The organism is Pedobacter terrae, assembly GCF_900100705.1.
GTDB classification, from domain to species: Bacteria; Bacteroidota; Bacteroidia; order Sphingobacteriales; family Sphingobacteriaceae; genus Pedobacter; species Pedobacter terrae.
The window spans coordinates 213,393-228,711 of the sequence record NZ_FNCH01000004.1 but is presented as its reverse complement, the minus strand read 5'-3'; the positions used below and the strand labels follow the sequence as shown (position 1 = coordinate 228,711).

Below are 15,319 nucleotides of genomic sequence, written 5' to 3'. Positions count from 1 at the left end.
AATATGCTTAATATTGCTGTAATGTTGAACGAAAAAAAGGAACGGGTAATTATGGGCATCGATCCGGGCACTGCGGTGATGGGTTATGGCGTAATTTTAGAGAAGGGAAATAAAACAGAACTGATCAGTTTGGGCGTAGTTAAAATGACCCATTTAGATGATCCGTTTCTTAAACTTCAGCGGATATTCGAAAAAACGGTAGTGTTGATGGAGCAATACAAACCTGACGTTCTGGCCATAGAAGCGCCATTTTATGGTAAAAATATCCAGGTACTCTTAAAACTTGGCCGTGCACAAGGAATTGCCATTGCAGCCGCGCTTTCCAGAAATGTGCCTGTAACCGAATATTCTCCACGGAAGATCAAACAATCCATTACAGGTAGCGGAAATGCCACTAAAGAGCAGGTAGCCGCCATGCTGCAACGTTTGCTCAACTTTAAAGAAACACCTGAGTTTTTAGATGCTACCGATGGTTTGGCGGTTGCCGTTTGTCATTCCTTTCAGAAAATTACCTCGGGTGGTAAATCTAAAACCTATTCGGGCTGGGAATCTTTTGTGAGCGATAATAAAACAAAAGTTACCGGAATTAAAAAAGCAAATACTAAGCTAAAAGGTTAGCCATTGCGAACCGAAGCGCGGCCTATGGTAAAGCGTGAAGCAATCTTTCCAGAGAAAATAAAATGGTTCGTGCAGACACGAACCATCATTCAAAATTAAGCCTGATTGTTTTCAATTAGCTGCTTTGTTCTCAATTCACCCTGTATTTTATTTTTTCTAATGAAATACCTTGCAACGAAAAACACTCCAAAACCAACCAATATTAACATCCATAAATTGGAAATAGCAATAATAATCTCTTTAAAAATGGTCCAGCCGTTTACAATGCCCAACCAAAGCCTGTTTGCAAATGCCGGACGGTAATCATACAGATTATCATTCGCAACAATCATGGTTTTTACCGTATTATCCTGATAAAAATTAAGTTTGATGGTACTGAATTTCACCCGGCTATCAATCTGCATGTTCTCGATTTTCTTATCTACATAATCGTCTTTGATGTAAAGAGATGATTCCACGTTGGCACTTTTTTTCGAGGCTACTTTATTAATTTTTTCAATTGCATCAACTCTATTTTGGGCCTTCAGTTTATTGGCTAAATAAGCAATGCTCTGATCGTCCAGCTTCATTGACTGGTGATCTACAAAAACCGCCATTTTTGCAATGGTATTGGTAAATTCGTCCAGCTTCTCAGATGGCACCTTCGCTACCAGATAACCTTCAGTGCGATAGGCTGTAATTTCTTTTAACGAGTCGGTAGATTGTTTTACTTTATCCGTTTCCTGAATAGTGCTTTCAATAGAAAACTCAGCAACAGTTCCACCTTCCGCTTTGATCGTTCTGCTAAGCTGCTCTTTGGCATTTTGGACATTCTTAACCCTAAAACGCATATCGGCAGTTTTGATAATTTTCTCTACTGCGGTACTATCTGTTGGTACTTTAAATTCATTCGCTACAACAGTTTCGGCACTGGCGTACTTTTCATTCGATTTTTGGCAGCCAAAAATTGTTAAAACTATGGCTATAGCAATAATATTCCTTTTCATGATTGTGTGGGTCTAAATAAATAATCATTTTAAATATCTGCTTCAAATGGCCATTAGAAGTTTTACGTTTTTAGGTTGGTTTGCAACGCTCTTTCAATTAATACTGCAAAGTGCTTTAGGTAACCCAAAAAACAAAATGTTTATATAGAGATGTTATATAACCTGTATTTCCATAAAGTGAAAACAAAACCACCAATTACAATGCAATCCGAAAGCTACAGGATTAATTATTTAGATTAGAAAGGTCTGCCTAAGTAATTTAAACCTGACAGGAGCAGGCACGAACGCAATGAAATAAAGCGGATGGCAGGGCTTTCGGAACCGACGCCCGCAGGAACCTGCTTTTCAAAAAAGAAGATTGCATTTTCAACAACGTAACTGTCAATACCCGAAACTATCTTGTTTTTTTTGGAAAGCAAATACAGAAGCACTTGGGTTATAGCAGTCCCGCCATTTGCTTTAGCCCTGATGAAGAATCAGGGGCTGCCGCGGCTGTCGGGTTTAGGATAGAAAGGTCTGCCTAAGTAATTTAAACCTGACCGGGAGCGGGCACGAACGCAGTGAAGTAAAGCAGATGGCAGGGCTTTCGGAACCGACGCCCACAGGAACCTGCTTTTCAAAAAAGAAGATTGCATTTTCAACAACGTAACTGTCAATACCCGAAACTATCTTGTTTTTTGGAAGCAAATACAGAAGCCCTTGGTTTATAGCAGTCCCGCCATTTGCTTTAGCCCTGATGAAGAATCAGGGGCTGCCGCGGCTGTCGGGTTTAGGATAGAAAGGTCTGCCTAAGTAATTTAAACCTGACAGGAGCGGGCACGAACGCAGTGAAGTAAAGCGAATGGCAGGGCTTTCGGAACCGATGCTCATAGGAACCTGCTTTCAAAAAAGAAGATTGCATTTTCAACAAAACAACTGTTGGTACCCGAAACCTATTTCATTTTTTGAAAAGTAAATGCAGAAGCGCTTGGGTTATAGCAGTCCCGCCTTTTGCTTTAGCCCTGATGAAGAATCAGGGGCTGCCGCGGCTGTCGGGTTTAGCATAGAAAGGTCTGCCTAAGCAATTTAAACCTGACAGGAGCGGGCACGAACGCAGTGAAGTAAAGCGGATGGCAGGGCTTTCGGAACCGACGCCCACAGGAACCTGCTTTTCAAAAAAATTACTACTTTATTAAAAAACAAAAAAGCCGGTCATGAATAAACATAACCGGCTTTATATTTTAATAGTAGATCGCTTATGCGTCTAATATTTTGAATACACCTTTAATGGCAATAATTGCACCAATGAACAAAACAATCCATGATGCCAATGATACCTGCCAAGAATCGTAAGCAAAACGTGCGTAAGTACCCACCATGCAAACCAATACCCCAAAAATCATTAATTTATAAATTCCTGGCTGGTTAGCCGTTTTCATACTTTCAGTATTGTGCTTTAATTCGTTGTTCTCCATAATGTTTATTTTTATGATGCAGCAAAAGTAATACTTATTGCTGAATAATTATAAAACTTAGTAACTTTTTAATCGTTCTAACCTTTGTTTCGCTTTATCTTTATCGCTAAGTTTTTCTCCCTGATACAAAGGCTTTTCCCAATCTCCGTACATTGGGTTTGGTAAAACAATATACTTTGTTCCAAATAACTGCTGATTTGCGTTTACCTGCCCGAAAGTATTTTTATTTTCGCGATAAAAGATATTACTGAAATCACTTAAATTATCGCCACATAACAACAGAATATTGTGTGTTTCGCTAATTTTCTGGCGGCGTGGTTCTTTATTTGAAGTTCCTTTTGAAACCATTAAATGTGCATCATCTGCATAAGGGAAACCAAAATGTTGCAGGTTTTTTAACGTAGCCGCATAATCTTTTTCATCGCGGTTACTCACGTAAAAAGTTTCGATATTTTTTGCTGCTGCAAACTTTAAAAAAGCCAATGCACCTGGAACCGTGTCGGCCTGAGCCAGATTTGTCCATTCGGTCCAGTCTGCAGGTACATAACTCTGTCCCTTTTTTATTTCATGACCTTGAAAAGCGGAATTGTCTAAAACGGTTTCATCAATATCAACAATCACACAATTTGGCTTTTTACTCGTATCCGCCCACAACGCTTCTTTTAACGATAATCTGGCAAAGTTATAAGCCTGAAAACACAAAGCTCTGTATTCACCCGAAGTTTGTTGCCAAAGCACGGCATTGGTATAATCGCGGGCAGGATTTTGGGCTTTAACAAAAAATGGAGCAGTTAATAAGATAATAATGATATATTTTTTCATAACCTGAAATTAGGTTACAAAGATATGAAAAGGCAATAATTAAGCTACTGATAAAATAGCCATCAAAGTTCTGAATTCCAGGAGATCAAAACACAGATCAAATACATCAGAGTATATATCCCCCGACAAATTACAGCTAATTACACGAACATATTTCTTCTTAATTAAACCTTTAGTTGTAAAATTTACCTAGCTTTGGGCACACGCAAATAAAATCACAATAATTATGAAATCTAAAAGCTTATTAGGGCTAGCTATTGCCCTATTTTTCTTTGCAGCCTGTAAGAAGAACGATCCGATAACTGAACCACTGATAAAACCTCGCGTAGAAAAACCCGATCCATTAGAGTTGTTAAAAGATTCTGCTTCTTATACGATAGATGGGCAAAAAATCATTTTAACAGAAACTACTAGTAGGGGTGTATTAAATGGAAAAGCTAATAAAAAACTAGACTCTGTTGTTAAAAACGTGGAGTATATATCCGACGATCAGAACACTGTACTTTTTGGTCGCTTTTATAGTTTAAGAAACGATAATAGGAACAACATCACGATCACATTTTTAAAGAAATACAATAAAAGTTTAACAAAACCGAATCCATCAGCCATACTATTTGAGCCAGTGGATAAACTCGATCTATTCTCTATTGGTGAACGTAAGTTTGCAATGGATTTCACCAGGAACAATTCTCAAAACGGTATTGCCTTAGAGTTAGGTGGTAATGACTATCGATTACAAACGTACGGTTACAGTAGCCTTGTTTATCACCCACTTCTTAATCCAGAATTGCAAAGCCAGTCTAAATTTGAGATATTAAGCTTACAAAAGCTAAAATCAGGCAAATATCTAATTGAGGCAAAATTTAATGCATCTGTATATCATGGAGACGGAACCAACATTAAAAAGATTGAAAACGGTTACTTAAGGTTGAGAATAGATACAGATAACCCTTATTTTTGACATAAAAATGTGTCCATTCTCATGAGGAATGGACATATTTTCATAAAATATTAACCGTTCAAAAAAGTTCCCCTATCAGCTTTCGATATTAATAATGTTTCGGCATCAGGATAGGCATTTGTAAAAGTAAGTGGAATTTTATTTTTTCCTCTTTCACTCCATTTAAACTCAACGGCCAAAAAATTCCCTTTCGTTTTTTCAATATAATCTATTTCTTGTTGTTGCGTGGTACGCCAAAAAAAGCAATCGGCTTCCATTTGGTTCTGGTGCAAAAACTTCATCCTTTCAGCAATCATATAATTTTCAAACAGTGCACCAACATCATTCCTATTCGCTAAGGAATTAAAATTGCGGGTAATGGCATTCACAATACCAGTGTCGTAAAAATAGATTTTCTTATTTTTTTTAATCTCATTGCGCACATTACCGGCAAAAGCAGGTAAACTAAACACCACAAACGATTTTTCGAGCAGGCTGATATATTTATCTACTGTTTTCTGATCGGCCTTTACCAATTGTGCCAGTTCAGAAAAGTTTACCTCACTCCCAATCTGTAAGGCCAGTGCCTTTACAATTTTTTCGAAGAGTAGCGGCTTTTTAACATCTTCCAAAGTGAAGAGGTCTTTATATAGATAACTATCTGCAAGTAATTTTAAGTGCTCTTCTGCGTTCTGCGGATCATTAATAATCTCAGGATAGGAACCATAAATTAACCGCTGTTCAAATGATCTTTCTTCGGTAATAAAGTCAGTGTCATTTACCAGCTCTGCATACGAAAACGGCAACAGCATCATTTCATATTTTCTACCGGTTAAAGGCTCGTTTATTTTACCTGATAACTCAAATGCTGATGAACCCGTGGCAATGACCTGAACAGGTTTAAAGCGGTCTACAATAATTTTGATGAGCAAGCCTACATCATTGATCCGTTGGGCCTCATCTATAAAAAGTACTTCGTAGCCAGCCAGCATTTGTGCTATCTGCGCTGCATTGGGTTTGGCCAGCGTTTCGCGTACATCAGCATCATCGCCATTTAGATATAAGGTCTTTTTATCAACCTTAGCCAATAACTGTTCTACGAAAGTAGTTTTACCGGTTTGACGTGGACCAAAGATGATAAAGGCCTTCCCTTTAAAAAGCCTTGTAAAGGCATAATCCAACTGTTTACGAACAATCATAATAAAATATACTTACACAAAAGTATAATAATTTTAGATTGCAATCCATAAAAAACATAATAATTTTGGATTCCAATCCATAAAAAACATGATTATTTTGGATTACAGCTCAGACGAGAATAAAAAAAACCCATCTCAACTAAGAAATGGGCTATATATTTTATGCAATTAATACTGCAAACTCAAAACTGAGAACTGCAAACTAATTATCCGTTCAATGCTGCTGCACCGCTTACAATCTCAGTTAATTCTGTTGTAATGGCTGCCTGACGTGCTTGGTTATATGAAAGTTTTAACGCTTTTAGTAATTCACCTGCATTCTCAGTTGCTTTATCCATTGATGTCATACGTGCGCCGTGCTCAGAAGCATGAGAATCTAACACAGCTTTGTACAACTGGATTTTAATTGATTTAGGAATTAATTGTTCTACAATTTCTTCTTGAGAAGGCTCTAAAATATAATCAACGTTTGTTGTTTTTTTATCGGTTTTTAGATCTGCTGGTGTTTCTTCTGCTTTAGGCAAAGGCAACAACTGCTCAGTAGTAATAAACTGAACTGCTGCGTTTCTAAAACGGTTATACACCACTTCTACTTTATCAAACTCACCTTTAATAAAACCGGCCATAATCGCATCGGTAATTTTGGTTACATTTTCGAAAGTCAAGGCCGAAAATATTTCGTTATTGTTACCGATAACGTTGTATTTGCGTTTCTCGTAAAAATCCTGAGTTTTCTTACCGATAGATATAATGCTCACATTACCGTTTTTCAACTGTTCGCTATATTTCTCAGCAATTAAATTATTGGCCGCTTTAATTACATTCATGTTAAAAGCTCCGGCCAAACCGCGGTTTGATGAAACAGTAACAATTAAAACCTTATTGGGCTCACGCTCCTGGATAAAAGGTGATGAAGAGCCTTCCAAACTTGCTGATAGATTACCTAAAATCTCTTTCAGTTTAGTTGCATAAGGACGTAAAGCGATAATTGCATTGGTAGCACGTTTCAACTTTGCTGCCGAAACCATTTTCATAGCTTTGGTAATCTGCTGTGTTGACTGTACCGATGCAATCCGGTTTCTTACTTCTTTTAAATTAGCCATTCTCTATTTAGATGTGAGATGTGAGATGTAAGATGTGAGACATTAAGTCCCCATCTCAAATCTCAAATCTCATGTCTCAAATCTTATTAATATTTACTTGAAATCTCTTTTGCTACCGTATCTAAAACACCAGTAATGTTATCATCAAATTTACCAGCTTTTAAAGCCGCTAAAGTTTCAGGATGACGTAATTCCAATTGAGTTAAGAACTCAGTTTCAAATTCTTTTACTTTATTAATCGGAACATTACGCATTAAGTTTTTAGTACCAGCATAAACAATAGCAACTTGTTTCTCTACAGTAAACGGAGAGAACTGTGCTTGTTTCAACATTTCTACGTTACGCGCACCTTTATCCAATACCGATTTAGTTGCAGCATCCAAGTCAGAACCGAATTTAGAGAAAGCCTCTAACTCACGGTATTGAGCCTGATCTAATTTTAAAGTACCTGCTACTTTTTTCATCGATTTGATCTGCGCATTACCACCTACACGTGATACAGAGATACCTACGTTAATCGCCGGACGGATACCTGAGTTGAACAAGTTCGACTCCAAGAAGATCTGACCATCAGTAATCGAAATTACGTTGGTTGGGATATAGGCAGAAACGTCACCAGCTTGTGTTTCGATAATTGGAAGCGCTGTTAACGAACCACCACCTTTAACGATGTGTTTAATCGAATCAGGTAAATCGTTCATGTTTTTAGCGATATCATCGTTTGCGTTGATTTTCGCAGCTCTTTCTAACAAACGACTGTGTAAGTAGAAAACGTCACCTGGATAAGCTTCACGGCCCGGTGGACGACGAAGCAATAAAGATACCTCACGGTAAGCCACAGCTTGTTTAGATAAATCATCATAAACAATTAAAGCTGGTCTACCAGTATCGCGGAAAAACTCGCCAATTGCAGCACCAGCAAACGGAGCATAGAACTGCATTGGAGCAGGATCTGCAGCCGAAGCAGCAACAACAACTGTATATGGTAAAGCACCGTTTTCTTCAAGTGTACGTACAATATTGGCAACGGTAGAGTTTTTCTGACCGATAGCTACATAAATACAGAACACAGGCTGGCCTGCTTCATAAAATTCTTTTTGGTTGATAATGGTATCGATACAAACAGCAGTTTTACCAATCTGACGGTCGCCAATAACCAACTCACGTTGACCACGACCGATTGGAATCATTGCATCGATTGCTTTAATACCAGTTTGTAATGGCTCGTTTACCGGCTGACGGTAAATTACACCTGGTGCTTTACGCTCTAACGGCATTTCGTAGGTTTCACCTAAGATTGGACCTTTACCATCTAAAGGCTCACCTAAAGTGTTCACCACACGGCCAAGCATACCTTCACCAACTTTAATAGAGGCAATTTTTTTGGTACGTTTAATGGTATCACCTTCTTTGATCTCGTCTGAAGCACCTAAAAGTACCACACCCACGTTATCTTCTTCAAGGTTTAATACGATCCCCTGAAGTCCGTTTGCAAATTCAACCAACTCTCCTGATTGAACTTTAGTTAAACCGTAAACGCGGGCAATACCGTCGCCTACTTGCAACACGGTACCAACTTCTTCCAGTTCGGTTTCTGATTTGAAGCCCGCCAATTGCTGTCTGATAATTGCCGATACTTCGTCTGGTCTTACCTCTACCATAATTTTACTTTATATCTTTTTGTAAATGTTTAGTGCTTAGCGCATGGCGCCTGGCATTTATTCGCCATCCGCTTATCGCAATATTCTTTGTGTTCGGCGGTTTGCGTTTGGCGTTTTAACGCTATACGCTTATCGCCTAGCGCTTACTGCGCAAATTCTTTTTTAAGTTTACTTAAACCGCTGGCAATACTTGCATCAAATTGCTTATCACCAACTTTTAATATAAAACCACCAATTAATTTCTCGTTAATTTTTTCGTTAACAATAACCTGATTGGCGCCTAATTCTTTTTTTACAATTGCTATAATCTGCTCTTTGGCTGCAGGGCTTAATGTACTTGCTGTAGTTACATCGGCAGTAACAATACCTTTAATAAGGTTGTATTGTTGTATAAATTGTTTTGCAGTGGTAAATAATATAGCCGAACGCCCTTTATTTACAACGGTTTTGAAAAAAGTAATGGTTAATTTCCCTACTTTATCCGCAAAGATCCCGTTTAAAATACCAGTTTTTTTATCTAAAGGTACAATCGGGTTTTTTAATATTGCTTCTAGTTCAGGGGTTTCATCAACCACTTTTTCAAACAAAACCATATCATTATAAGCGCCTTCTAAAGCGTTGTTTTCAACGGCTAAGTCGATTAATGATTTGGCGTATCTGCCTGCAACTTTAATTTCTGACATATATTTAGGTGTGAGATGGAAGATTTGAGATGTGAGATGTGAGATTGAGTATCCAGAGTAATCTCCTCTCTCATATCTAGTGTCTCAAATCTAGTATCTCCTATCTATTTTCTCAAATCTAGTTTAGTTCAACGTCTTTTAACAAGTTAGCTACTAAAGCTTCCTGTTTGGTTTTATCATCTAACTGCGTACGTAAAACACGTTCAGCAATTTCTAATGACAAAGTAGAAACCTGGTCTTTAACTTCAGCTAAAGCGGCTTTCTTTTGGTTTTCAATCTCGATTTTAGCTTTCTCGATCAATTTAGCACCTTCAACCTGCGCTTGTTTTTTAGCTTCGTTCAAGATACCATCTTTCAGGGTTTTAGCTTCCTTCAAAATTTCGTCACGTTCAGCACGGGCCTGTTGCATTAAATCCTGGTTCTGACTGGTTAAGCGAGCCATTTCCTGTTTAGCTAATTCAGCTTTGTTTAAAGCTTCATCAATGCTCTGCTCGCGTTCGTGAATAGCACCTAAAATAGGTTTCCATGCAAACTTTCTAAGTAGGATCAATAAGCAGATGAATGCTAATGATGTCCAAAAAACCAATCCTATGCTTGGGGTTACTAAATCCATTTTATCTATTTTTTTAATCTTAATCTTGTTAATTAAGATAGAGTAAATAACCAATCGTTAAATACTCTATCTAATTTCTTCAGCTTGAATTATTTAAGGCTGTTACCTAATAATGCAACTACCACACCGAATAAAGCAACACCCTCGATAAGGGCAGCAGCGATAATCATTGCAGTCTGAATTTTTGATGCAGCTTCTGGTTGACGAGCAATACCTTCCATTGCTTTACCACCTACTTGACCGATACCGATACCTGCACCGATTACTGCTAAACCGGCACCAATTGCCGCGATTGAACCTACCATAACTAATTTAATTTATATTAATTGTAAAAAATAGTTTTCTATTAATGATGTTCTTCCACTGCCATACCAATAAACAAGGCAGTTAATAAGGTAAAAATAAAGGCCTGTAAAAATGCCACCAATAATTCCAGTACATCCATAAATATCACAAATGCCACTGAAACAGGTGCGATAGCCAATGTTTCGAAAATAAAGATTAAGGAAATTAAACTTAATACGATAATGTGTCCGGCAGTCATGTTCGCGAATAAACGCACCATTAAAGCAAATGGCTTCGAAATAATCCCAACCACCTCAACTACAACCATTAACGGCCATAACCAAAATGGAACATCTGGTAAAAAGATGTGCTTCCAATAATATTTGTTACCATTGATGTTAACAATAATTAAAGTACCTAAAGCCATTACAAAAGTTAAAGCAATATTACCTGTAACGTTCGCACTGCCAGGGAAGATTGGCACCAATCCTAGTAAATTATTAAAAAGAAGAAAGAAAAATGTGGTTAACAAATACGGCATAAACTTCGCATATTTATGACCAATATTCGGCTTAGCAATGTCATCTCTCACAAAAAGCACAATAGGCTCAATAAAAGACTGCAAACCTTTTGGTGCTTTACCAACGCGTTTTTTATATGCTGATGCTACTGAAATAAATACGATAAGGATTACCAAAATTGCCACGAACATTGCCGCTACGTTTTTAGTAATTGAGAAATCTAAAACAGCTTTACTTGCCTCTTCATCCACTTTTCCGTCAGCAGCAACCACTTTAATATGATCTTCTTCTAAACGATAGTTGTTGTATTTACCATTATAATCGTGCTCACCGTGATGAAAATTACCAGATGAGAAAACTTCTAAACCATTAGGCGTATACAAAATTACAGGAAGAGGCAATGAAGTATGTCCCCAAAGATGCCACATGTGCGAATCGGCAATGTGTTCCATAATTACTTTGGTAGGCTCGAATTTTTCTTTACCAAGACCAGCCTCAGCTCCAGGTTCTCCAGAAGCTACATGAGCAGAGTCGGCAACAGCACTATCAACAGGAACAACAGCGCTATCAACTTGAGCGAAAGTATCAATTTTGATAGACAAAAACGCGATTAAAAGCGTAAAAACAACAGTTAGCCTTTTAACTTTAGACACAAAAACTCGGTTACAATCCATTTATTGGCAGTTTTTTACTTTAAATTTTGGTGGCGCAAGTTACGTAACAAACAGTAAACTTCAAAGACCGTAAACAATAAATATAAAGAAAAAAAATTAAGCAGAAACACAAGCCCAATTCCCTTTGCTTTTATACTGTAAATCAACACAAAAGCCATACAAAAAATCATCTTCACCGCAATTGATCCCATAATAGCCATTATACCCACTTCCGGATCGCGTTTTACACCTATAGCAACCAGCATGTAAGCGATATAGGTGATACCCGCCAAAAAGCCAAACATCACCCAGAAACTGTTTACAAAAAGCTGCTTATCAGGAAATACTAAAGGTAAAGCGGCAATAACACCTATTAATAGGCCCACAAAAATGAAATAGATACTTGTAAATTTGGCTAGCGTCAAGGTATAATTTCTTAGCAGGTAAAACTTTCTGCAAAGATAAGGTTTTTAGTATCAAGTAAGTAGTATAGACGAGAAATATTGAGAAAGTGGTTTATTGTTTAATTGTTTAAACTGGTTAATCGGTTAACTGAAAGTCGTTCCATCGTTAGCTGGATTAACCGAAACTGCCAACCAAAAATTGCTAACTGCCAACTGATAACTGCCGACTGATAACTGCCAACTGATAACTAACTCCTGGTAACCTGTCTGATCGCCTGATAAAGTGCAATCCCCACCCCTGCCAAGGCAAAAGCTGCTGTAATTAAATTAGTTTTACTGTTTCGGTGTTCATCAATTTTGTAACCTATAAAAGTAACCAGACCTATGGTTGCGAACATCTGGAAACCAATAGCAGAGTATTTTGCAGCTGCATTTACCTTTTTCTTTGTATTTTCTTCTTTCGGATTTTCCATTTTTTAATGCAATAATTAAATTAACTTTGAATAATTAAAATTCGTTGCCAAATAAAATATTTTCTACATATATTGTTTATTGTTACATCCACCTAAAGAGATTTATCATACTTGAAAAATTACGCTAACAAAAACTTAAATCCCTTTTTCATCCTCATCAGTATTTTTATTTATGGCTGTGTTGCAAATAAAGATACCGCCGTAGATCGTAGGTTTCAAAACTTAACGGCAAAATACAACTATATCTATAACGCCAATGTTTTACTAAGCGAGTACAATGAGAATTTGTTACAAAGCTATAATGATAATTACGAAAAAACACTCCCGGTTTACCTTGATCCTGAACCACAGATCAATCTGGTACTTACACCAGGCGCGGCCAATAAACAGCTTGATGACGTGATTATCAAAGGTCAAACCATTATCAATGATAAAAGTTTCAGCAATTATATTGATGATGCCTACATGCTTTTGGGTAAGGCCAATTACCTGAAAGGCAATTATTTTATCGCATCAGAATACTTTGATTATACGGCAAAAACCTATAACAGCGATTTGAAGACCTTTATTATGGCCATGAACTGGAAAGCGCGTAGCCAAATGGAACTCAACAATATGGTACTGGCCGATAAAATTATTGATACGATGCTGCGCGCTTCCGATCAGTTAAAAAAGGACCTCGCCGAACCGCTGGCTACTGCTGCCCAGATGCGCATTTATCAAAAACGCAATAAAGAAGCCATTTTGTTTTTAGAATCGGCTATTGCATTACCTGCAGAAAAACAGTTGCGCATCCGCTGGCGCTTTATATTGGCACAATTACAGGAAAAGGAGAAAAACATTCAGGATGCTTATGCCAACTTCACCAAAGTTGAAAAAAGCAATGCACCTTTCGAGATGTATTTTCATGCCAATTTAAACCGGATTAAGCTGAGGGCATTACTAAACGGAGAAAAACTTAACAAGGAACAACAACTTTTAGCCTTGTTAAAAGATGATAAGAATACTGACTATACCGATCAGATTTATTATCAGGTTGGAGAGCTTTTCTCTGCCGAAGGAAACTTTGTAAAGGCAGAAGAGAACTACCATAAGTCGGTTTTAAAAAGTACCAGAAACCAAACGCAAAAGGCGCTCTCCTATTTAAGAATTGCCGATTTAAACTTTAAAGAGTTTAACAATTACATTAAAGCAAAACTGTACTATGATAGTACCGTGATGATTTTACCGAAAAACTTTCCTGATTACGACAACATTGTAAAAAAAGCAGATAACCTGCAATATTTAACGGACAGGTACACCATTATCTCCAAAGAAGATACTGCCCAGGCCTTTGCCAAACTTCCTGCTGCTGAGCGTGAAGCTAAAGTAAAAGCTTATTTAACACCAAAGGTTGAAGTAAGCAATACAGGAGGCGTGATTAACAACCAATTTTTAAATGATCCGGATTTTCCGAACAGAAGTTTGAATACACCAAATCATACTGCCGGAAATACCTTTTATTTCAATAATAATGCGGCCATTAGTAATGGCTTTGGCGACTTTAAAAAACGATGGGGAACGAGACAGCTGGAAGATAACTGGCGCCAAAGTGTACGCTCATCTGCACAGGAAACCAACCAGGTTTTAGCCGGAGGAAAAGTGGCTACAGAAATTACACCTGCAAATGGCCAAAGCAACCCAACGGCTGCAGATCAGACATCGCTGGAAAAACAGTTTTTGGATGCTTTACCTACCACTCCTGTGCTAGTGGCAGCATCTGATCAGAAAATTATTGATGCTTATTTTGAAATTGCCAGTTTTTACCAACAGGAATTGAATGATAAATCAGAAGCAAATAAAATATATCTGGAATTGATCAAAAGATATCCGGATAACAACCACCTGGTTGCCATTTATTACAGTTTATACCTCAATTATAAAGGTATTGATGATGCAAAATCTGAGCAGTATAAGCAACTGGTAATCAACAAATTCCCTGAATCTAATTTTGCCAAAAATATTTTAGACCCATCGTACTCAGCCAAGCAAACACAGATGGAAAATATGGCCATCAACAATTACAATGCAACTTTTGATGCTTATGCAAAAAAAGATTATGTCAACGTGGTGAAACTGGCTGACGATAATATCACAGCTTTCCCTGAAAATGATCTTGCGCCGCAATATGCTTACTTAAAAGCCATTGCTGTTGGCCGTACTGCAAAGGTTGATCCGCTACTTACCGAATTTAACCTGATTACCAATCGCTATCCCAACGATAAAATTATTACGCCTTTGGTACGCGATCACTTAAAATATATTGAGGCCAATCTTGAGGAATTTAAACAACGTTCGGTTGCACTGATCGATTTTGATGCTAACGCGCCCCGTTTTGTAAGTCAGGCCGCACCAGTTGATGTACCAACAAAACCACTGGTAGTTGAAAATCCTGTCGCAAAACAGGCTGAACCAATTCCGGTAGAAAAACCGGTTGAGGTTAAACCAGTTGATCCAACTAAACCTGTTAGTATTTTCAGCAATGCAAAATCAGAAGAATATTATTATGTAATCGACGTAGCCGATGCTACTTTAACCCTAAGTTCATCGCGTTTTGGGATCGGTCAGTTTAACCGCGGAAATTACCCCGACAACGATTTGGAACATAAATTGGTAGAACTGGATAATGACCAGTTAATTTACATTACGAGTTTTATCGACCTTGAAGATGCCAAGCTTTACGAATCGAGCATTACGGGCCAGTTAAAGAACATTATGAAAGTTCCGGCCAACCTATATAAAGGTTTTATCATCAGTAAAGAAAACTTTGAAAAACTGACAGACAGGACACGGATTAATGAATATCTGGAGTTTTTAAAAGACAATTACAAATAGCATAAAATGCATTAAGACCTAAGTCTGAAA

Annotated in this window: 15 protein-coding genes; 3 read left to right on the top strand and 12 right to left on the bottom strand. The window is 37.6% G+C overall.

The window, feature by feature from the left end:
* Positions 1-21: 21 nt before the first annotated feature.
* Positions 22-618 (top strand): crossover junction endodeoxyribonuclease RuvC, encoded by a 597-nt coding sequence (gene ruvC / locus BLR60_RS07520; protein ID WP_090498559.1) that lies wholly within the window; start codon positions 22-24, stop codon positions 616-618.
* A 95-nt stretch (positions 619-713) separates the two neighbouring features.
* Here the strand turns inward: ruvC and BLR60_RS07515 are convergent, their stop codons facing one another.
* From BLR60_RS07515 to BLR60_RS07505, 3 genes are all read right to left on the bottom strand, one after another.
* The gene (locus BLR60_RS07515; RefSeq protein ID WP_090498362.1) at positions 714-1,604 is read right to left on the bottom strand and encodes a DUF4349 domain-containing protein; all 891 of its coding nucleotides are present in this window, start codon (positions 1,602-1,604) and stop codon (positions 714-716) included.
* Positions 1,605-2,839: 1,235 nt separating this feature from the next.
* A complete protein-coding gene (locus BLR60_RS07510; protein WP_029278686.1) occupies positions 2,840-3,058 on the bottom strand; it encodes a hypothetical protein in 219 nt (72 codons plus the stop codon).
* A 57-nt stretch (positions 3,059-3,115) separates the two neighbouring features.
* Positions 3,116-3,880, bottom strand: coding sequence for a 5'-nucleotidase, lipoprotein e(P4) family (locus BLR60_RS07505; RefSeq protein WP_090498361.1), 765 nt, complete (start codon positions 3,878-3,880; stop codon positions 3,116-3,118).
* 226 nt (positions 3,881-4,106) lie between these two features.
* Here BLR60_RS07505 and BLR60_RS07500 point away from each other — a divergent pair, with 226 nt between their 5' ends.
* Positions 4,107-4,841, top strand: coding sequence for a hypothetical protein (locus tag BLR60_RS07500; protein ID WP_090498360.1), 735 nt, complete (start codon positions 4,107-4,109; stop codon positions 4,839-4,841).
* Between the two features lie 50 nt (positions 4,842-4,891).
* Here the strand turns inward: BLR60_RS07500 and BLR60_RS07495 are convergent, their stop codons facing one another.
* From BLR60_RS07495 to BLR60_RS07455, 9 genes are all read right to left on the bottom strand, one after another.
* Positions 4,892-6,019 (bottom strand): ATP-binding protein, encoded by a 1,128-nt coding sequence (locus BLR60_RS07495; protein WP_090498358.1) that lies wholly within the window; start codon positions 6,017-6,019, stop codon positions 4,892-4,894.
* A gap of 206 nt (positions 6,020-6,225) precedes the next feature.
* On the bottom strand, positions 6,226-7,122 hold the full coding sequence (gene atpG / locus BLR60_RS07490) for an ATP synthase F1 subunit gamma (protein ID WP_090498356.1): 897 nt from the start codon (positions 7,120-7,122) through the stop codon (positions 6,226-6,228).
* 86 nt (positions 7,123-7,208) lie between these two features.
* Positions 7,209-8,783 carry a F0F1 ATP synthase subunit alpha gene (gene atpA, locus BLR60_RS07485; RefSeq protein ID WP_090498354.1) on the bottom strand — a complete coding sequence of 525 codons (1,575 nt, stop codon included), beginning with the start codon at positions 8,781-8,783 and terminating at the stop codon, positions 7,209-7,211.
* Between the two features lie 143 nt (positions 8,784-8,926).
* Entirely contained in the window at positions 8,927-9,466 is a 540-nt protein-coding gene (gene atpH, locus BLR60_RS07480) for an ATP synthase F1 subunit delta (RefSeq protein ID WP_090498352.1), read from the bottom strand.
* Between the two features lie 118 nt (positions 9,467-9,584).
* Positions 9,585-10,079 carry a F0F1 ATP synthase subunit B gene (locus tag BLR60_RS07475; RefSeq protein ID WP_056087866.1) on the bottom strand — a complete coding sequence of 165 codons (495 nt, stop codon included), beginning with the start codon at positions 10,077-10,079 and terminating at the stop codon, positions 9,585-9,587.
* Between the two features lie 89 nt (positions 10,080-10,168).
* A complete protein-coding gene (gene atpE / locus BLR60_RS07470; RefSeq protein WP_055912908.1) occupies positions 10,169-10,384 on the bottom strand; it encodes an ATP synthase F0 subunit C in 216 nt (71 codons plus the stop codon).
* 41 nt (positions 10,385-10,425) lie between these two features.
* Positions 10,426-11,559: a F0F1 ATP synthase subunit A gene (gene atpB, locus BLR60_RS07465; RefSeq protein WP_090498350.1), complete on the bottom strand. Its 1,134-nt coding sequence runs from the start codon at positions 11,557-11,559 to the stop codon at positions 10,426-10,428.
* A gap of 14 nt (positions 11,560-11,573) precedes the next feature.
* Positions 11,574-11,963, bottom strand: a complete 390-nt coding sequence (locus BLR60_RS07460; RefSeq protein ID WP_244155609.1) for a hypothetical protein — start codon at positions 11,961-11,963, stop codon at positions 11,574-11,576.
* Positions 11,964-12,190: 227 nt separating this feature from the next.
* Positions 12,191-12,415, bottom strand: a complete 225-nt coding sequence (locus tag BLR60_RS07455) for an AtpZ/AtpI family protein (RefSeq protein WP_090498348.1) — start codon at positions 12,413-12,415, stop codon at positions 12,191-12,193.
* A gap of 111 nt (positions 12,416-12,526) precedes the next feature.
* Here BLR60_RS07455 and porW point away from each other — a divergent pair, with 111 nt between their 5' ends.
* On the top strand, positions 12,527-15,289 hold the full coding sequence (porW, locus tag BLR60_RS07450) for a type IX secretion system periplasmic lipoprotein PorW/SprE (protein ID WP_090498346.1): 2,763 nt from the start codon (positions 12,527-12,529) through the stop codon (positions 15,287-15,289).
* Positions 15,290-15,319: the final 30 nt, after the last annotated feature.

Bases quoted from the DNA above. Each gene is read 5' to 3' on its own strand.
- ruvC (WP_090498559.1), top strand. From the start codon at position 22: ATGTTGAACGAAAAAAAGGAACGGGTAATTATGGGCATCGATCCGGGC.
- BLR60_RS07515 (WP_090498362.1), bottom strand. From the start codon at position 1,604: ATGAAAAGGAATATTATTGCTATAGCCATAGTTTTAACAATTTTTGGC.
- BLR60_RS07510 (WP_029278686.1), bottom strand. From the start codon at position 3,058: ATGGAGAACAACGAATTAAAGCACAATACTGAAAGTATGAAAACGGCT.
- BLR60_RS07505 (WP_090498361.1), bottom strand. From the start codon at position 3,880: ATGAAAAAATATATCATTATTATCTTATTAACTGCTCCATTTTTTGTT.
- BLR60_RS07500 (WP_090498360.1), top strand. From the start codon at position 4,107: ATGAAATCTAAAAGCTTATTAGGGCTAGCTATTGCCCTATTTTTCTTT.
- BLR60_RS07495 (WP_090498358.1), bottom strand. From the start codon at position 6,019: ATGATTGTTCGTAAACAGTTGGATTATGCCTTTACAAGGCTTTTTAAA.
- atpG (WP_090498356.1), bottom strand. From the start codon at position 7,122: ATGGCTAATTTAAAAGAAGTAAGAAACCGGATTGCATCGGTACAGTCA.
- atpA (WP_090498354.1), bottom strand. From the start codon at position 8,783: ATGGTAGAGGTAAGACCAGACGAAGTATCGGCAATTATCAGACAGCAA.
- atpH (WP_090498352.1), bottom strand. From the start codon at position 9,466: ATGTCAGAAATTAAAGTTGCAGGCAGATACGCCAAATCATTAATCGAC.
- BLR60_RS07475 (WP_056087866.1), bottom strand. From the start codon at position 10,079: ATGGATTTAGTAACCCCAAGCATAGGATTGGTTTTTTGGACATCATTA.
- atpE (WP_055912908.1), bottom strand. From the start codon at position 10,384: ATGGTAGGTTCAATCGCGGCAATTGGTGCCGGTTTAGCAGTAATCGGT.
- atpB (WP_090498350.1), bottom strand. From the start codon at position 11,559: ATGGATTGTAACCGAGTTTTTGTGTCTAAAGTTAAAAGGCTAACTGTT.
- BLR60_RS07455 (WP_090498348.1), bottom strand. From the start codon at position 12,415: ATGGAAAATCCGAAAGAAGAAAATACAAAGAAAAAGGTAAATGCAGCT.